This window comes from Romboutsia lituseburensis, assembly GCF_024723825.1.
In the GTDB taxonomy this organism is placed as follows: domain Bacteria; phylum Bacillota; class Clostridia; order Peptostreptococcales; family Peptostreptococcaceae; genus Romboutsia_F; species Romboutsia_F lituseburensis_A.
Window position 1 is genome coordinate 1,051,933 of the sequence record NZ_JANQBQ010000001.1, and the last position, 17,464, is coordinate 1,069,396.

Sequence of the window (17,464 nt, forward strand, 5' to 3'; positions counted from 1 at the left end):
GGTGCTACAATAATCCTGATTTATCACTTTATATATAATCGAGGGGGGTAACATTATGTTTTTATTTGAATCACAGCCAATTACTAATTGGCTTATGCTATTTTTAGTATTCATTTTATTAATTATATTAAACGAAATTGGACGCCGTTATAAATGGGGTTGGGTTGCACTATTTATAGTATTACCAATAATTCTTACATTATTTGTATGGCCTAATACTACTAACGGTACTAGTGTAAATGACTGGTTTCACTACGCAAAAGTTTATTCTGCTTTAGCAGGATGTATAGGTTTTTGGCTAATACGCCACTTAAAAGACGCTACTAGTCATAGATGGGTTTTATATTTTCCTCCACTAATTCTTGCAATTAATATTCTTGAGGCTGTTTCTCGTGATTTTCAAATTGGATCCCTAGGCCTTACAAAAGAAGTATTTGAAGGAATAATGTTGTATAGTGGTTCTTGGAATTACTTAAATGGTATTGCAGGTATCTTAAATATAATTACAATCACAGGTTGGGCGGGAATTTGTATTAGCAAAGATAAAAGCAAAGATATGTTATGGCCAGACATGTGCTGGTTCTGGATTATCGCTTATGATATTTGGAACTTTGCATATACTTATAACTGTTTAGGGGATCATGCTTGGTACTGTGGCATTGCATTACTAATCGCACCAACTGTAACTGCCTTTACTCTTAAAAAAGGTGCTTGGTTACAGCATCGTGCACAAACACTTGCTCTTTGGTGTATGTTTGCAATGACATGCCCTTCATTCATTGATGAATCACAATTTGCTGTTAAATCAACACAAAATCCAACTGCATTATTTATTTTAAGTTTAATTGCACTTCTTGCTAATGTAGCATTATTTGTTTATATGATCTACAAAATAAGAAAAACAAAACTCAATCCATATAAAGGTGAGCTTTATACAGATCTTAAGTGCTATGAAGAAGTAAAAGCATTTGCTGAATAAAAAATAAAGCTTGGTTCTGTCTATTTCACACATATTAAGTTAAAATATGAACTTAATTATATTAATTAATATAATTAAAAGGAGTAGATAAAGTCTACTCCTTTTATATACTCGGTTCACATAATTTTATTATATATTTACTATTTTTTTCTTATTTTTATAACAGTAAAGTCTAGCATTAACTTCACATCCTATTAATATAGCCCAGCTACTTAGATAAAGCCATGTCATTAAGACAATTATTCCACCTATACTGCCATATATCATTTCATAGTTTGCATAGTAATTAGAATAGTAAGAATAAGAAAATGACACAATTATCCACCCTAGTGTTGCAACTATTGCTCCAGGTGTTGCTTCCTTTAAACTTATTTTTTTATTTGGTGTGTATTTGTATAAACTTATTAATATGATAACGATAGTAGATACACCTATGGTATATCTGCAAATATTCCACACATCCATAAATATTTTATCTAATCCTATAAATCCAAATATAAAATAGCCTATTTTCTCTCCATATACTAAAAATATCATTGATGAAAAAATTAATAATAAAAGACCTATTGTAAATAAAAATGCTATTATAAATACTTTTATATAAGATCTTGTTTCTTTTACATTATAAGACTTATTTGCACCTCTTATAATTGCTCTAACAGCTCTAGAAGATGTCCATACCGTTAGAAAAAAACTCATTATTATAAAGCTTGAGCTTTTATTGGCAATTGCAGAGTTAATTATAGAGTAAGCTAGGTCAAACGCACTTTCTGGCATCATATTTTTTAAAATTTCTATATATCTATTAAGATGAAGTATAGGAATATACACTATACTACTTATAGTAAACATTAAAAAAGGAAAAAAGGATAATAACAAGTAAAAAGACATTTCTGCTGCTTTTGAATTTATATCACTATAATTAGATTCTTTAAAATAATTTATGATGCTGTACCTGTCTGCTTTCATAGATTTTACCTCCTCTCCTTTGTTCCATTTTATTAATTATATGGACTTATAACTTCTATTATATTTATTTAAACATATTTTTAATTATACCTTTTCTATACTATTTGTATATATTTTTTGAATTTAAAAAGGGTGCAAAATTTTATTGCACCCTTTATATTAACTACATTAGCTTATCTATTGTATTATTTATATAAGTTTTTATTGCTGTGATTTTTTCATTTGCCATTTTTTCATTTTCACCTTTAACTGCTACATAAAACTTTAGCTTTGGTTCTGTACCTGAAGGTCTTACTGCTATCCATGATCCATCTTCTAAGAAATATTTTAATACTTCAGCTTTAGGAAGACCATCAATTCCTTTAGCATAATCTTTTGTGTCTACAACTTTTACTTTATTTACATTATCTATACCATTTTCTCTAAAGTAATCTATTATATCTTTTATTTTAGCTATACCCTCTATTCCTTTTAGTGTTAAAGATATAGTTTCTTCTTTAAAGAATCCATATTTTTTATATAATTCTATTAATCCTTCATATAAGCTAAGTCCCTTAGAGTAATAGTAAGCTGCCATTTCACCTATTAAAACTGCAGCAACAACGCCATCTTTATCTCTTGCATGAGTTCCTACTAAGTATCCATAACTTTCTTCATATCCAAACATATATGTTTTTTCATTATTTTGTTCAAATGATTTTATTTTTTCTCCGATAAACTTAAATCCTGTAAGTACATTTAGTACCTCTACATTATTAGCTTTAGCTATATCTGCACCAAATTCAGATGTAACTATAGTTTTTATTAATGCAGAGCTATCTTTAAGTTTATTATTCTCTTTAAGTCCTTCTATTATATAGTTAGTTAACATTCCACCTATCTGGTTTCCTGTTAATAATGCATATTCTCCACTTGTAGTTTTAACTGCAACTCCAACTCTATCACAGTCTGGATCAGTTGCTATAACTAAATTAGCACCTACTTCTTTAGCAAGATCTATGCCTCTAGTTAAAGCTTTTTTATCTTCTGGATTAGGATAGTCTATACCTGCAAAGTTTGGATCTGGCATTTCTTCTTCCTTAACCACAGCTACATTTTCAAATCCAACTTCTTTTAATGCTCTTTTTATTGGAACATTTCCAGTTCCGCAAAGTGGAGTAAACACTATTTTAAAATCTTTTCCAACTTCTTTTATTAATTCTTTTCTTATTACTTGCGATTTAACAGCTTCTATAAATTCTGTATCTTGTTTTTCGTCTAACATTATAACTAATTGTTTATTTTCTTCAGTTAATGTTGGTATTGTGCTGTAATCATGTATTTCATTTATTTCATCTGTTATATCATTTGCTATATGAGGCATTACTTGTGCGCCATCTTTCCAGTATACTTTGTATCCGTTGTATTCTGTTGGATTGTGACTTGCTGTTATTACGATACCAGCTATTGCATTTAAGTTTCTAACCGCAAAAGATAGTTCTGGCGTAGTTCTTAAGTTATCGAATATGTATGCTTTTATGCCACATGCTGCTAATGTGTTTGCAGCTTCCATACAAAACTCTCTAGACATATGTCTATTGTCATGTGCTATGACTACCCCTCTATTTTTTTCTTCTTCTGTTGTGTTTTTTATTATGTAGTTTGCAAGTCCAAAAGTTGCTCTTCTTACTGTATATATATTTATTCTATTTGTTCCAGCTGCTATAACTCCTCTAAGTCCAGCTGTCCCAAACTCTAAATCCTTATAAAATCTATCTTCTATTTCTTTTTTATCATCTTTTAACGCTTCAAGTTCTTGTTTTGTTTTTTCATCGAAATAAGGCTTATTTATCCACTCTTCATACTTTTTCATGTACTCCATAAATTATCTCCCTTTCATCCTCACTGTTTTTAATAACGAATAGTATAAAACGATTTTTTTACTAAAACTTTATTATTCTTTATTTTATATTGTTTTTCTATGTATGTAAAGATAACATAATTAAACATTTCGTTCAATAAAAACGTATATGCATATTACGACATGTTTATGGCAAAAAAAAGAGAATATTGTTTTATTCTCTTTTTTGATAGTATATGTATTTAATTTTTTCTATCTGCTTACATATATGTCTATTGGTTTTCTTCCCCAGCTATATGCTTGACTTTCACTTCCCATAAATATATCTATTCTATTTCCTTTGATTGCACCTCCACAGTCTTCTGCTCTAAATGTCATACCAAATTGAGGTATATAAACTTTTGAACCATATGGTATTACACTAGGATCCACTGCTATTGTTCCCCATCTTGGAACTGTTCCTGTTGATGTTATTCCGTCCCCTGCATAAGCTGTTGCAACAACTCTCATTTGTCTTGAATTTGATCCTCCCCTTGACACAGATACTGATTGTTCCTTTGTACCTTTTTTAACTATTTGTTCTAATGGTTCTTTTGACACTGATTCTTTAGCTAATTTTTTTTCATCAAGTTTACCATCTTTATATGTAAGCTCATATACTAATTCTTTTTTACCATTTTCACCTTCTTGTGTAACCTTGGTTGTCCCCTTTTTTAACTCTTTATCATCTACTAACTTAACTTCAAACGGTATATCTTTGTATTCTGTTTGTTTTGTTTTCTTTACTTCAACTACTTTTATATTCATTTTATCTTTTAACTTAGTATCTAAGCTAGGCGTTATCTCATCATCTTTATCATAAGCTATTTCTTTCTCATATAATAAGTCTTTCACAGTTTTTTTGAAAGTTGATACTGTTGTTTCTTTTCCTTTAACTACTAAACATATTTTATCTTTTTGTAGAGTGAAATATCCAACTAACATAACCATTAATATACATACACTTATTACACCAACTATTATTGATCGCCTTTCTTTCATAATAGTCCCCCTTTTTATAAGTTTTCTTAAAGTTGCTTATATGTATATATATTAAGGTTGTTACTAATTTATGTAACTTTTTTGTAACTTCTAATTAACTTTTTTGTAACTTTTATTTTTTTATATTTTTGTTTGTATATTATATATCATTATAGCGTGTATAAAAGTACTATAATTTTATCTATAATATATCTAATAAATTAACCATATTATTAGCTAATATATTTTATTAACTATTAAAATAGCCACATTTATTTAAAATGTAGCTATTTTAACACCTATATATTAAATTCCTTCAAAATTTTATTTTTTTCATTTTCACAATTTATTGTTTTCTTATTAAATTTATTTTCAAACTTTGTTGAAGTATTTTTTCCATGAACTATGACCATAAAGTTATATTTATCCAATATATAATGTTTTAATCTTATAGCATCTGGGTGACCATTGGGTAATTTATATCTTTTTCCTCTATAGTAATCTTCTACATTGTAAACTAATGTATAAAATGGTGGAGATTGAGCTTCCCATATTCCTAATTTATTGTTTGATACATCATATACATATCCCTTTTGATTTATTATACATTCAACAGAATTATCTTTAAAATCCAATAGCTGCTGAATAAATTTAGGATGGTAGACATCATCACTATCTATTCTTGTTATATAAACGTATTCATAATTTGAAATTAAATTATTAATATCATGACCTGGTAAACATGTAAATATTATATTATTTGGTAAAGGCTCATAATTTGACAAAGCATCCATAACTAGATTTTCAGTTGATTGCTCATAATGGACTATTGCCGTAAAAGATTGATTACTCTGATTTATTAAACTTTTACATGTATATTTCATAAATATCTCCATTCTATAATCTATCCATTCTTTAGTAAGCCTAGGAGATATAATTTGATCATTCTTTAATACTTGATCAAAATTTAATGTATTAAAAACTATACTTACTATTATTTTTTTATTCATATAATCATCTCCATATAAATTAAACTTATATATATTAATCTAATTTTAAAATTTTTACTAATCATTTAATTAGCATATTTCAATTTTTAAACTATAAAATTCATTCTTTAACTTTAATATTCTGTTTAATATCCACTTTCAGTTGATTTAAGTTCTACTAAATTAAAACATTGTTCAAAACTGATGTTATTTTTATATGGTATAGTCATATCTAAAATTTTTTCTAATTCTATTTTCCATGTATGATTATCTAGACTATTACTTCTAAATGCTATAAAGTTTTTTGATGATGTAGCATATATATTGAAACCTTTTTTAATACATTCAGCTAAAAAAACACCATCTTCATTTATATTTATATTATAAAATTTTACTTGGTCAAATACTTCTTTTTTAAAACATATAGTTGCACCAGCAACTTTTTTTATATCCTTATTTACAACACCATCTTTTAATATTCTTAGTTCTTTAAATTCGTCAAGATAATAATATATTTTAGATTTACCTATAATGTCACATTTAGTTTTTTTTAAATTATTATATACTTCAGATAAATAATATTTAGAATAGTGATCATCATCATCAAATTTAGCTATAAATTTATATTTAGATTTTTCTACCCCAAAATTCAAGCATTCTCCTAGTGTATAACTTTCTGGCAATTTATATACTCTTATATTTATATATTTCTTAATTTTTTCTTGAATATATTCAATATTAATGTTATCTTTGTTTACAACAATAATTAATTCTTTTTTACTATAATCTTGGTTTATAAAATTTCTAATTATATTGTCTATACAATTTTTTCTAATAGTTGGGGATATAACTGAAAAGCCTTCTTCAATAAATGTATTAAAATGACTCATATCATTTTTTAGTACATTTTGTAATACATTTTTTCTATTTTCATTTATTCTTGGATCATTTAAATCAAAATAATTCAAAAATTCCTTTATTTTTTCTAATATTTTCTCTTTATCAGTATAATTTTCTATATCTATTATTCTAGGGTATATTGAATTTAAGAAATAACTATTAGTTATTTTATCAAATGGATATGGTGTTGATTTGTACAATTGAGAGGTTCTTAGCTTTTGTTTTAACAAGTCATCCATCCTTTGAGTATTAAATTCTTGTGTTATAGATCTATTAAATATGGTATTTCTTTTTCTATATTCAAATATATTTATTGGAAAGTATGATATTTTTGATGCTTTTAATAGGCACTGATGATTAAATATATAGTCTTCTCCTATAATCTGATCTTCTACATATCTTACATTATTATTATTTAAAAAACTCGTTTTATAGATTTTATTACATGAAGTACCTGGTTGATTTATAATATCACAGGATGTAATATGTTGTTCTAAAGAATTATTATATAAATAATTTAAGTTAAAGTTTATATATGATCTTTTATATTTTTTAGTTTCAAATAAAGGTTCAGCCTCTACTCTATTATCTTTATCATATAAATAACTATATTTTCCTATAATATAGTCACTTTTATATATTTCCATTAAATTATATAAATTTATACATGCTTGGATACTTAAAATATCATCAGAGTCAACTAGCATAATATATTTTCCTCTTGCTAAATTTAAAGCTTTATTTTTAGATTTTCCTGGATATTTTTCATTTTGCGGATTTATTATGAGACTTATTTGGCTATATTTATTCATATATCGTTTTATGATTTGTGTTGTTTTGTCAGTAGAAGCATCATCTATTATTATTATTTCTATATTTTGAAATCCAATACTCTGATTTATAATAGAATTAATAGCCTGTTCAATATATTTTTCTACATTGTATGAAGTCATCAATATTGATATATAAGGGATATTATTAACTTTATATTCTTTTAATGATTGTATTTCTTTTTTCCTTTCTTTTATAGTTATATCTTTTATACTAAATTCTTGATTACCTACCACTCTTATACATATCATAATTTTTTCTATATTAAGATCAAATTTTATAATTTTATGAGAATTTAATGGAATAAAGTAGTGTTTTTCTTTTTTATTTTTAGAGTATGCTATAATAACTATACTCGTATAAACAGCTTTACTACCAAAGCTTTCAAATAAATATTCTTTATTAGATTCTATTAATATAGGACTGTATTGTGGAGGTGCATTAAAATTTACAACATCATTATCTTTAACATTTATATTGTAATATATATATTGATGTTTATTTTCTGGTATTATCGACTTTACTTTAACACTACCATCATCATTTTTTGTAATATCTAATTTATGATTTGGTATACAGATTAGGTTTTGTAAATCTAATTTGTATTTTTCTTTAAATTGATTATTAACTGGCTTTTGTATTAACTCTATTTCTTTTAATATTGTATGACTAGTGCTACTTAAATTTTTAACTTGTTTTGTAGCATTTATTGATTTTTTTATGAATTCATCTGGATTTAGATATAAATATTCAATAGCATTTGCTATTTGTATATAACTCTCTTTAGGTGCTATCATTGAACATTCTTCATTTACAAATTCTCTTATTGCTCCTACATCATTCGTTATTGGAACCAACCCACTAGACATAGCTTCATCTCTAGATACACCTTGTGTATCCCCACGTGTTGGAACCAAAAATACTCCATATTCCTTGTGTATATTAGCTATTTCTTCTTGTTTTAAGAAAGTCTCATGTATTTTTACATTATCAAATATTCTAAGTGGATTAAGAATCTGCTCAAAAAGTTTTCCTCTTCCATAAAAGCAAAATTCTAACTCATTGAAATATGTTTTTTTAGATAATTCAAAAATTGCTTTAACACTTAAATCATTTGCATATATTTGTGAATCATAAGGCCTTATACTAAGAATTTTCTTTCTTTGATCCTTTGTTTTTGAATTGTATAAAAATAATGATTCATCAATAATATTATGAATTATTGAATACTTACTTTCATCAATTTTTATTCCTATATCTTTTTCTACTTCATTTTTTAAATTTTCTGATACAAACACCAGGTGCATATTTAAAGGTATTTTTGTAAATAATTTTCTGATAAAATTCATTTTTCTATCACTATTTAATATTATATCTTTTAAATTTACACTATCTTCATATTCAAAGTATCGTCTATACCAAGGTCTAACTTCTGCACCATGAATCCATACTATAGTTTCTATATTGTTAAATAAACTTATAACATTATACATATCTTCTCTAAGAAAATGTACTAATATTTTTTTGTATGTTGAATTTTCTAAAAGCTGTGCTAGATGTTCTTTTCCTCCCCTTCTGACAATCACACCATCATATTCATATTGTAAATAATTATTTTGTTCATGTGGATTAAATACAAATATATCTACACTTAATCCATTTTTTATATAATTTTTTACTCTTCGGTGTACAAATCCATTTTTGTATATTTCTAAATCTGAAGGATAATTATCTGTAAGTATTAAATAATCGCCTCTACCTTCTTCTATATAATTCTTCCTACTTTCTCTAATAATTATATCATCTATGATCACAGTTCCACTTCCTTGTATTCTTACAGCTACTAATATTTTTTTTATCTTTTTACTAAAACTTAATACTTTACTAGAGTTTAATTGTATAACATATGATTTTTCCATTTTTTTATCAGAATAAGCAGTTATAAATATAGCTGAATTTTGATTATCATCATTATCCCCTAATACAGTTATAGTATATTCCTTATTAAAACTCACTTTTATAGTACTAAATTTGGGAATATTACTTATATTATCAGTTTGTAAATTATATATTATATATTGATGTTTTGATTGATCTAAATTGCTATTTATAATAAGCCCACTTTCTTTAAATTTTTTTAAATTAATATCTATATTTTTGCAAATAAATTTGCTTAAATCTAGTTTGTATGTTTTCTCATCTTCTATTATATTTCTATAATAGTCTTTTTGTATTTCATTTATATTTTTTCCTATATTTATATTTTTTATATCTAGTATTTTATTTAATGATTTTTCATCTATAGGCTTATCATTTTCATTGTATAAATAATTAAAGCAATCTATCGATAACATATGATTATATCTTATAGTAACGTTATTAAATAAATTAAACAAATCTCCTACTCTGTTATTAATAACACATAATTTTACTATAGAGTTTCTATACATCAATTCATTTACATATTTATACTCTTGCTTATTAGACTTAAATTTCAATTTATCTTCTAAAAAATAGTATGATGATTTTCCTATTGCTTCACATTGTGGAGCATATAATGTAGCATACATTAAATCAGTTAAATAATATGGTCCATAAAAGTCTTTTGTATTAATGTAACTTATATATTCTTCTTTTATTAAATCCTGTACTTTTTTATACTCTATACTTTTTATATCGTATATATTCGGCTTTTTACTTTTATTTACATTAAATCTACAAATTATATATAGATTTTTATTTATATATAATTGATTATTAAACATATACTCTATTTTTTTTATTTCTTCTTCATTTTCCACAAAGGCTACTACAGCTACTGTTTTAAATTTATTACTTAGTTTTATATTCAAAGATTTTTCTACTATATCTTTAATTCTATCTTCGTAAGTATGATCTTTTAACACTCTCCTTAATGCTAATAATCTGTATTTTTTATAATATATTTCATCTTCTTTTAATTTATCTATACTGGATTTTATATTATCTGTATCATGAATAGTTAAATCTCCAAAAAATTCTTCCATTCCTATAGACGGTGAACTTATAACTACTGTGTTTGATGCCATAAGTTCTATAACTCTTCTTGCAAACATCGTATAAGAGCCTTTTATAGAGTTTAAATTTATTCCAAATTTATATCCTTTATATGCCTTTACAATTTCTTCCCCTTTTAGATTCCCTATTATATTATCTTTATATTTTTGAGGAAACATTCGTAAAGGATTTGTTGTTCCAAAATGTCTGTCATATATATCTAGACCATATTCATTGCATATACTTGCTATAATCTCAAATTGATGTTGTCTCTCTATAAATGTAGCCCCATAATAACTACCTGCAAAACTTATTTTATCACTTCTATTATCATAAATTTCTATTGGATTATGAATAGCTGGCTGGGCTGCGAAAGGTAATAAATATACATTTTCATGATTAACAATACTTTTATATCTTTTTATACATGCTATATCAGTTGTATATATTATCTCGAATTCTTTAGCTAAATTTAGATACATATCAAAACTATAAGGGTCCTCTTTATTCCAAAATACAGTTTTAATATTTAGTGACTTGCAAAATTCTACTAATAATTTTATCTGTTTTTGTTGCTTCACTTTAGTTATATCCCATTGTCCATTGTTGGCTAACCAATATGATTCAACTAATAATATCAAAGGTTCTTCTTTTATTATAGTCTGTTTCCAATCATCAGGGCTTAAAGGAATTAAATTACATTCATATTTAAAACACTGATAGCTAAATATATCTAATATACATGCAACATTTATTAAATTCTTATATGATTTATTATTATCCAAATATAGGCTATCATTTTTTTTGTTACTTATTAAGTTGAAAATTTTCTTAAAATTCATTTTTATCACCTAACAATACATATTTAAAACCAATATTAATCATATCTTCTTTATTTAAAAAATTTATAGTATCTAATAATATATTAGAATTCATTAAGTTCAGCAATTCTTTAAAGTCTATATTTTTAAATATACTATGTCCTACGCCTAAAATTAGTAAATTACTATTTTTTACTGCTACATTTAAGTTTTTTACTTTATTTTCAAGATTATTAACGTATGGATCATATACGCAAACTTCATAATCATTTTCTTTTAATAAGTTAATAAGCTTTGTTATTGGGCTTTCTCTAACGTCATCTATATCAGGTTTATATGTTGCTCCTAAAATTGTAATTTTTTTATTATCCTCATCGTCTTTTAGCAGGCTTTTGACTAATTTAAACATGTATTGTGGCATATAGTCATTAATATTTCTTGATAATTTTATCAAATTGGCCAAATCAGGTCTGCTTTCTACTATAAACCATGGATCAACAGCTAGACAGTGTCCACCTACACCTGGGCCAGGATTTAATATGTTTACACGCGGATGCTTATTTGCATATTTTATTACATCCCATACATTTATTTCTAAACTATCACATATCTGAGCTAATTCATTTGCAAATGCTATATTTATATCTCTAAAAGTATTCTCAATTAACTTTACTAACTCTGCAGTGTCTGTATCGGTCATATATATTTCTCCCTTTACAAAAGTTTCGTATAGTTGCTTTATCTTAATAGCAGATACTTCATTTATACCTCCTACAACCCTATGATTATTGATAAGTTCTTCGATTATTTTACCTGGTAAAACTCTTTCCGGACTATATCCCAAATATACATCTTTGCCTATATCTAGGTTACTTTTTTTAAGTATATTTTTTATAATATTTTTTGTAGTTCCTACAGGGGATGTTGACTCTAGTATAACAACTGATCCTTTTTTTAAATAAGGTAATATACAGCTGGTTGCATCTATTACATATTTTAAATCTGCTTTTTTATTCTCACCTATAGGAGTCGGAACACAAATTATAAATACATCTGCTTCACATGGTTTTGATACTCCTATAAGATTTTTTTTATCAACCACTCTCCTAACTAATTTGTCTAAATGAGGCTCTGTGATAATAATTTTTCCTTTATTCAAATTGTCTACTATTTCTTTATTTATATCTACACCTATGACTTTATACCCATTGTCTGCAAATACTGCAGCTGTTGGTAAACCTATATATCCAAGCCCTATTATACAAATTTTTGCTGTCATTATAAATCACCTTCATCACTGAAATTTTATCACTAATTAACTTTTCTACTATATAATACTAATTATATCTATATTTTGTGATATATGTTATCTTTTATCTTCTTAGTTTATTTAACACATATATATGTCTAAATTTCTACATAATCAAAAATATTATCTTTAAATTCTTTAATATTTTCTATAAAGTTATATTTATCTATGGAGAAATACACACTTTCAGCACACTTTATTTTATTTAAACGTATATTTTCTATTAATTTATTCAACCCTAGATTTTGTATAGTATCTGTTTTAAGTATACATTTATCTAAATCTATACTATCTACATATTCAAATTCTTTACCTTCATTTACTAAATTGAGTTGATTTTGATTAAATTTAAAAAAAGATTTTTTACCTATAATATTAGAATCCGTATATAAAGTAGCATTTATCATATCTTCAAAGTAATACTTTCCATAATAATTATTAGGTCTTAAAATACCTATATAATTAAACTTTGATAAGTTATCAATTTTAAATTCTTTATTTTCATTGTTAAGTACAATTATATTTTTTTTAATATCTTCATTAACATTGACTTGTAATATTTTATTTCTTGTTATAAATAAAATATTTTTGTATTTATACGTTTGATTATTATACATATTATTTATCATATAAAATTCATCCATTGTATCTACAACACTTATTACATATAATTTTTTCTTGTACTTGGGTATTTTTATATTTATTTTATCTAATATATATAATAGTCTTTTTTCATATGTATGATTATTTAATACTTCTCTTATTCCCTTTATTGACTTTTTATCATAGTAATAATTATCTTGTAAATTTTTAAATTCACTATCTAATTCTGTTAAGTCATCGCTTGCTACAGCCAAATCATTAAATATATTTTTTATACCAAGTGAATAAGTACTTATTACAGGTGTTCCACATGCAAGATATTCAAATACACGCCTTGAAAACATAGTAGGAGAATTTTTCACAATATTAACATTTATACCTATTTTATAGCCTTTATTAGCAATATATAATTTATCTACATCTAAATATCCTTTTATATATTGCTTAAAATCATCCGTATATTTATACCCTATATTTAATGTATTGTAATGTCTATCATATATATCAAGACCTATATTTTCTATAGCAATGTCTAATATTTTTTTTAAGTCATCTCTTCTTTCTTTATATTTATATTTATAAAATGTTCCTGCAAAACAAGCCTTATTTATTCTTTCATTAGGTAATTTTATAGGATTGTGTATTTTAGGATTTGCTGCAAACAGTAAAATATAAACATTATTATTACTTAAATCTTGTTTATATCTCATTATAGAGTTTTCGTCTGTTGTAAATATATAATCAAATAATCTAGAAGTATTTAAAAACTGTTCATAATGAACTGGATCTTCTTTATTCCAAAATACGGTTGGAACTTTATTTTCTTTGCACCAACTTATTACTCGTTCTAAATCATTTAAATTTTCTCTTTTATTAGTATAAATTTTATTAGTCCACATGCCGTTATTTCCTCTCCATGCTGACTCTACTAACAATATATCTGGCTTATTCATCTGTAATTGGTTTATATATTTATCTATATCTAAAATTATAAGTTCACATATTCCCTTATAACAACTCATTGTAAATGGATCAAATATACATGCTATTTTTAATTCTTCTATCTTTTTTATTTCTTTGTTATTCATGTTTTTATCAGGTTCTTTACTTAACTTATATTCAGAATTAATTCTATTCATTAAATTCCTACCTCTTTAACATATTTTAAATAAATTCATTCTAAATGGTTACATGTATTTCTTAATTATATTATGTTAATTAAGTTATAAATGCCACTAACATTATAAATATTAAATAATTTACATTATCAATTTATATAAATTAAACACTTTTATTCAAAAAAAACATATTATATTACTAGGTTGACAAATTTTAGTTAACTTTATTAATTTTGTAAAAGAAGGTGAGAAAAATAGCTAATCAAAATAGTTTTTTAAAAAAAATAAAAACATTATTTACATGTGATTCATCTGATTCTATTAAGCAAAGTAAACTATTGTCCATTGATAATAGCTCAGCTAATGATGATCATGAAATTAGCGAAACAAATAATTTAAATCTAAGTTCTATACCAGATTATGAATTTCTAGATACCCCTACTAATGAAAAAGAGGTATCCAATGAGGTTTCATCTGAAGAAAATCTATCTAACACAGTTTCTTATTCAGATGTTACAATTCAATCTACACCTACACCATGTGTTAGACTTTTAGGCTCTAGAGGTAATTATTACACAACAGGAAAGAGACACTTATTATTTAAAGTAGATAAATCAAAGTTTAGCTATCCCGTACCAAAAAGCACAGATTTATATTACTACCCTAATTTACCTATAATCCAAAGTTTAGAAACAACAGAAAGCATAAAAAATATGTCTAATACTACTGATATCACTTGTTCAAGTAAAAAAGTATCTGTGCCTATAATATTAGAATACAAAGAAATAAACTTTAAACCTTTTGTATCTTATAGTGTGGCCTTGTATGAACAAAAACCTACAACAACTCCACCTATTAATGATCCATTTAATATCAATAATTTAGATATATATTCTCTTGAAAATGATGCTTTATTCTTAACTCCGTTTCAAATGTGCTTCAATAAAAATGTCCCTAAATTTACACCCAATCAATTTTTAGTGGAAGTAACAGTTGTTTCTCCTTTAGGAGGAAAAGTATCTCCTACATGTGAGTTTGAAGATTATTATTTATATGAATTGGAAGTAGAAATTACTTTATCATTAGCTCCAGATGTTAACTTAAGTAGCATAAATCAAGATACTTTAGCTGTTTTAAATAAAAAATTAAATAAACCTTTAAATAATACAATTTTTACTGTACTTGAGCTAGCTTCTGTAACAGAAATAAATTATGCTAACGTTACTAACTTAGACTATAATATATTTAAATATCTTACATCTTTAATAGATTTAGATATATCTAATACAAATGCTCAAACAAATCCTAATTTCAATCAACTTAATAATTTGACTAGCTTACAAAATTTAATAGCTAGAGATAATAATTTTACGAATTTAACTCCATTTTTATCACTAACTAATCTTTTTGCTTCACTTAAAACTATTGATTTCGGTTTAGAAACAACTACATTATTTAGCTTTGACCTTACTCAAAATGCATGCCTTGATATAACACCTTTAACGAACTTTATAGGACTAACTGGCTTAAGTTTAGCTAATAATTTAATTTGTAGCCTACCAGATACTATAGGTAATTTTTCTAATTTAAATACATTGAATATAGCTGGTACTGGTCTTATAGATTTCTCAAACTTATCTTTACTTGGAAATCTAACTCAATTAAATATAAGTAGTAATAATCTAAACACTCTACCTGAAAGTGTATTAACACTAGGAAATTTAACTTCATTAAAATTAGATAATAATAATATTTCAGATTTAACTTCATTGTCTCAACTTACTAGCTTAAAAACTTTATCTATAGAGGGAAATCCTATAGACCCTACAAAAATAGGAAATATTCCTAATCTGGAGTTTTTAGATTTAACAAGTACTAATTTAACTACTGAAAAATTACTTGAACTTACTATACCAAGTTCATTAAAAACTTTAGTAATCTCTAAAAATGCTATATATGATATATCTAATTTAGAAAAATACAGTATAAATGTAATAGCTAAAGACCAACTCATAGATTATGGAAATATATCACCTATAGAAATAGATTCTTCTGAACCATCTTATACATTTGTGTTAGAACTAGATTTTCTAAAGGACTTAAATGGAGATGATCCTTGTATTGATACTATATCTGAACCTGGAAAATGCTATACTGAAGAGAGTTGCAATTGCCAGTCTATAATATGGGAAAATGTATCAAGTACTACTCCTGCAGATTTAACATTCTCTACTTTTGATGATAATTTTACAGGAACGATTACATTATTACTTGTTACACCTATAATAGATTAATTACAATATGAATATTGATGGATTTTCGATTGTTACAATTACTAAAAGGAAAAATTGTATCTCTCGCTTAATTAAAAACTTTTTAGGGCAAGTAATTCCAAATAAAGAGTTGATAGTTGTTATAAATAACGACTCTATCAGCATTAAAGACTTCTATCTTTATACAAATTTATACAATAATATACAAGTATATAAATTATCTCAAAATATATCCCTTGGGATGTGCCTAAATTATGCTTGTAGTAAATCAAAATACAATATTATATGTAAATTTGATGATGACGATTATTATAGTCCTTATTATTTAAAAGAAGCAGAAAGTAAATTTTTAAATTATGACTGTGATATAGTAGGTAAATTAAAAGCATATGTTTACTTATCAATGTATAATATGCTACTATTAAAAGTTAATAAAGTAGAAAATGATTATGTAACTACAGTTTTAGGATCTACTATATGTTTCAAAAAATCAATCTTAGATGATGTCAAATTTAAAGATGTTAATTGTTTAGAGGATAAATACTTTAATAGTGACTGCTTAAAATTAGGTTATAAAATATATTCATCTTCTAGATATAACCATATCATATACAAACATAAAGATCCTAATGAACATACTTTTGCTAGTAATATACCATTTCTAATTAAAACATCAAAAATTATAGAATCTAATGTTTCTTTTTATGATTGTTTTAAAATTGTAGATGAAAATAAAAAAATGAGCTAGCTCTACTGAGATAGCTCATTTCTATTTA

10 protein-coding genes are annotated in these 17,464 nt (G+C 25.1%); 3 read left to right on the forward strand and 7 right to left on the reverse strand.

What is annotated here, in order from left to right:
* The first annotated feature begins 55 nt into the window (after positions 1-55).
* A complete protein-coding gene (locus NWE74_RS05215; protein ID WP_258242175.1) occupies positions 56-979 on the forward strand; it encodes a DUF5692 family protein in 924 nt (307 codons plus the stop codon).
* 129 nt (positions 980-1,108) lie between these two features.
* On the opposite strand, the gene NWE74_RS05220 is transcribed toward NWE74_RS05215, so the two are convergent.
* The 7 genes from NWE74_RS05220 to NWE74_RS05250 all read right to left on the reverse strand — a co-directional run bounded on the left by NWE74_RS05220 (position 1,109) and on the right by NWE74_RS05250 (position 14,436).
* Complete coding sequence (locus NWE74_RS05220) at positions 1,109-1,948, reverse strand: YihY/virulence factor BrkB family protein (protein WP_258242176.1); 840 nt, start codon at positions 1,946-1,948, stop codon at positions 1,109-1,111.
* 163 nt (positions 1,949-2,111) lie between these two features.
* Positions 2,112-3,809 (reverse strand): phospho-sugar mutase, encoded by a 1,698-nt coding sequence (locus NWE74_RS05225; protein ID WP_258242177.1) that lies wholly within the window; start codon positions 3,807-3,809, stop codon positions 2,112-2,114.
* Between the two features lie 231 nt (positions 3,810-4,040).
* The gene (locus NWE74_RS05230; protein ID WP_258242178.1) at positions 4,041-4,829 is read right to left on the reverse strand and encodes a 3D domain-containing protein; all 789 of its coding nucleotides are present in this window, start codon (positions 4,827-4,829) and stop codon (positions 4,041-4,043) included.
* A 278-nt stretch (positions 4,830-5,107) separates the two neighbouring features.
* A complete protein-coding gene (locus NWE74_RS05235; RefSeq protein WP_258242179.1) occupies positions 5,108-5,818 on the reverse strand; it encodes a glycosyltransferase family A protein in 711 nt (236 codons plus the stop codon).
* Positions 5,819-5,943: 125 nt separating this feature from the next.
* Positions 5,944-11,406 (reverse strand): glycosyltransferase, encoded by a 5,463-nt coding sequence (locus NWE74_RS05240; RefSeq protein ID WP_258242180.1) that lies wholly within the window; start codon positions 11,404-11,406, stop codon positions 5,944-5,946.
* Positions 11,396-12,664, reverse strand: coding sequence for a nucleotide sugar dehydrogenase (locus NWE74_RS05245; RefSeq protein ID WP_258242181.1), 1,269 nt, complete (start codon positions 12,662-12,664; stop codon positions 11,396-11,398). The genes NWE74_RS05240 and NWE74_RS05245 overlap by 11 nt, the downstream gene beginning before the upstream one ends.
* 128 nt (positions 12,665-12,792) lie before the next feature.
* The gene (locus NWE74_RS05250) at positions 12,793-14,436 is read right to left on the reverse strand and encodes a CgeB family protein (RefSeq protein ID WP_258242182.1); all 1,644 of its coding nucleotides are present in this window, start codon (positions 14,434-14,436) and stop codon (positions 12,793-12,795) included.
* A 224-nt stretch (positions 14,437-14,660) separates the two neighbouring features.
* On the opposite strand from NWE74_RS05250, the gene NWE74_RS05255 reads away from it, so the two are divergent.
* Together NWE74_RS05255 and NWE74_RS05260 are read left to right on the forward strand one after the other, a co-directional pair.
* Positions 14,661-16,709: a leucine-rich repeat domain-containing protein gene (locus tag NWE74_RS05255; RefSeq protein WP_258242183.1), complete on the forward strand. Its 2,049-nt coding sequence runs from the start codon at positions 14,661-14,663 to the stop codon at positions 16,707-16,709.
* Between the two features lie 7 nt (positions 16,710-16,716).
* Positions 16,717-17,436: a glycosyltransferase gene (locus tag NWE74_RS05260; RefSeq protein WP_258242184.1), complete on the forward strand. Its 720-nt coding sequence runs from the start codon at positions 16,717-16,719 to the stop codon at positions 17,434-17,436.
* The last annotated feature ends 28 nt before the right edge of the window (positions 17,437-17,464 follow it).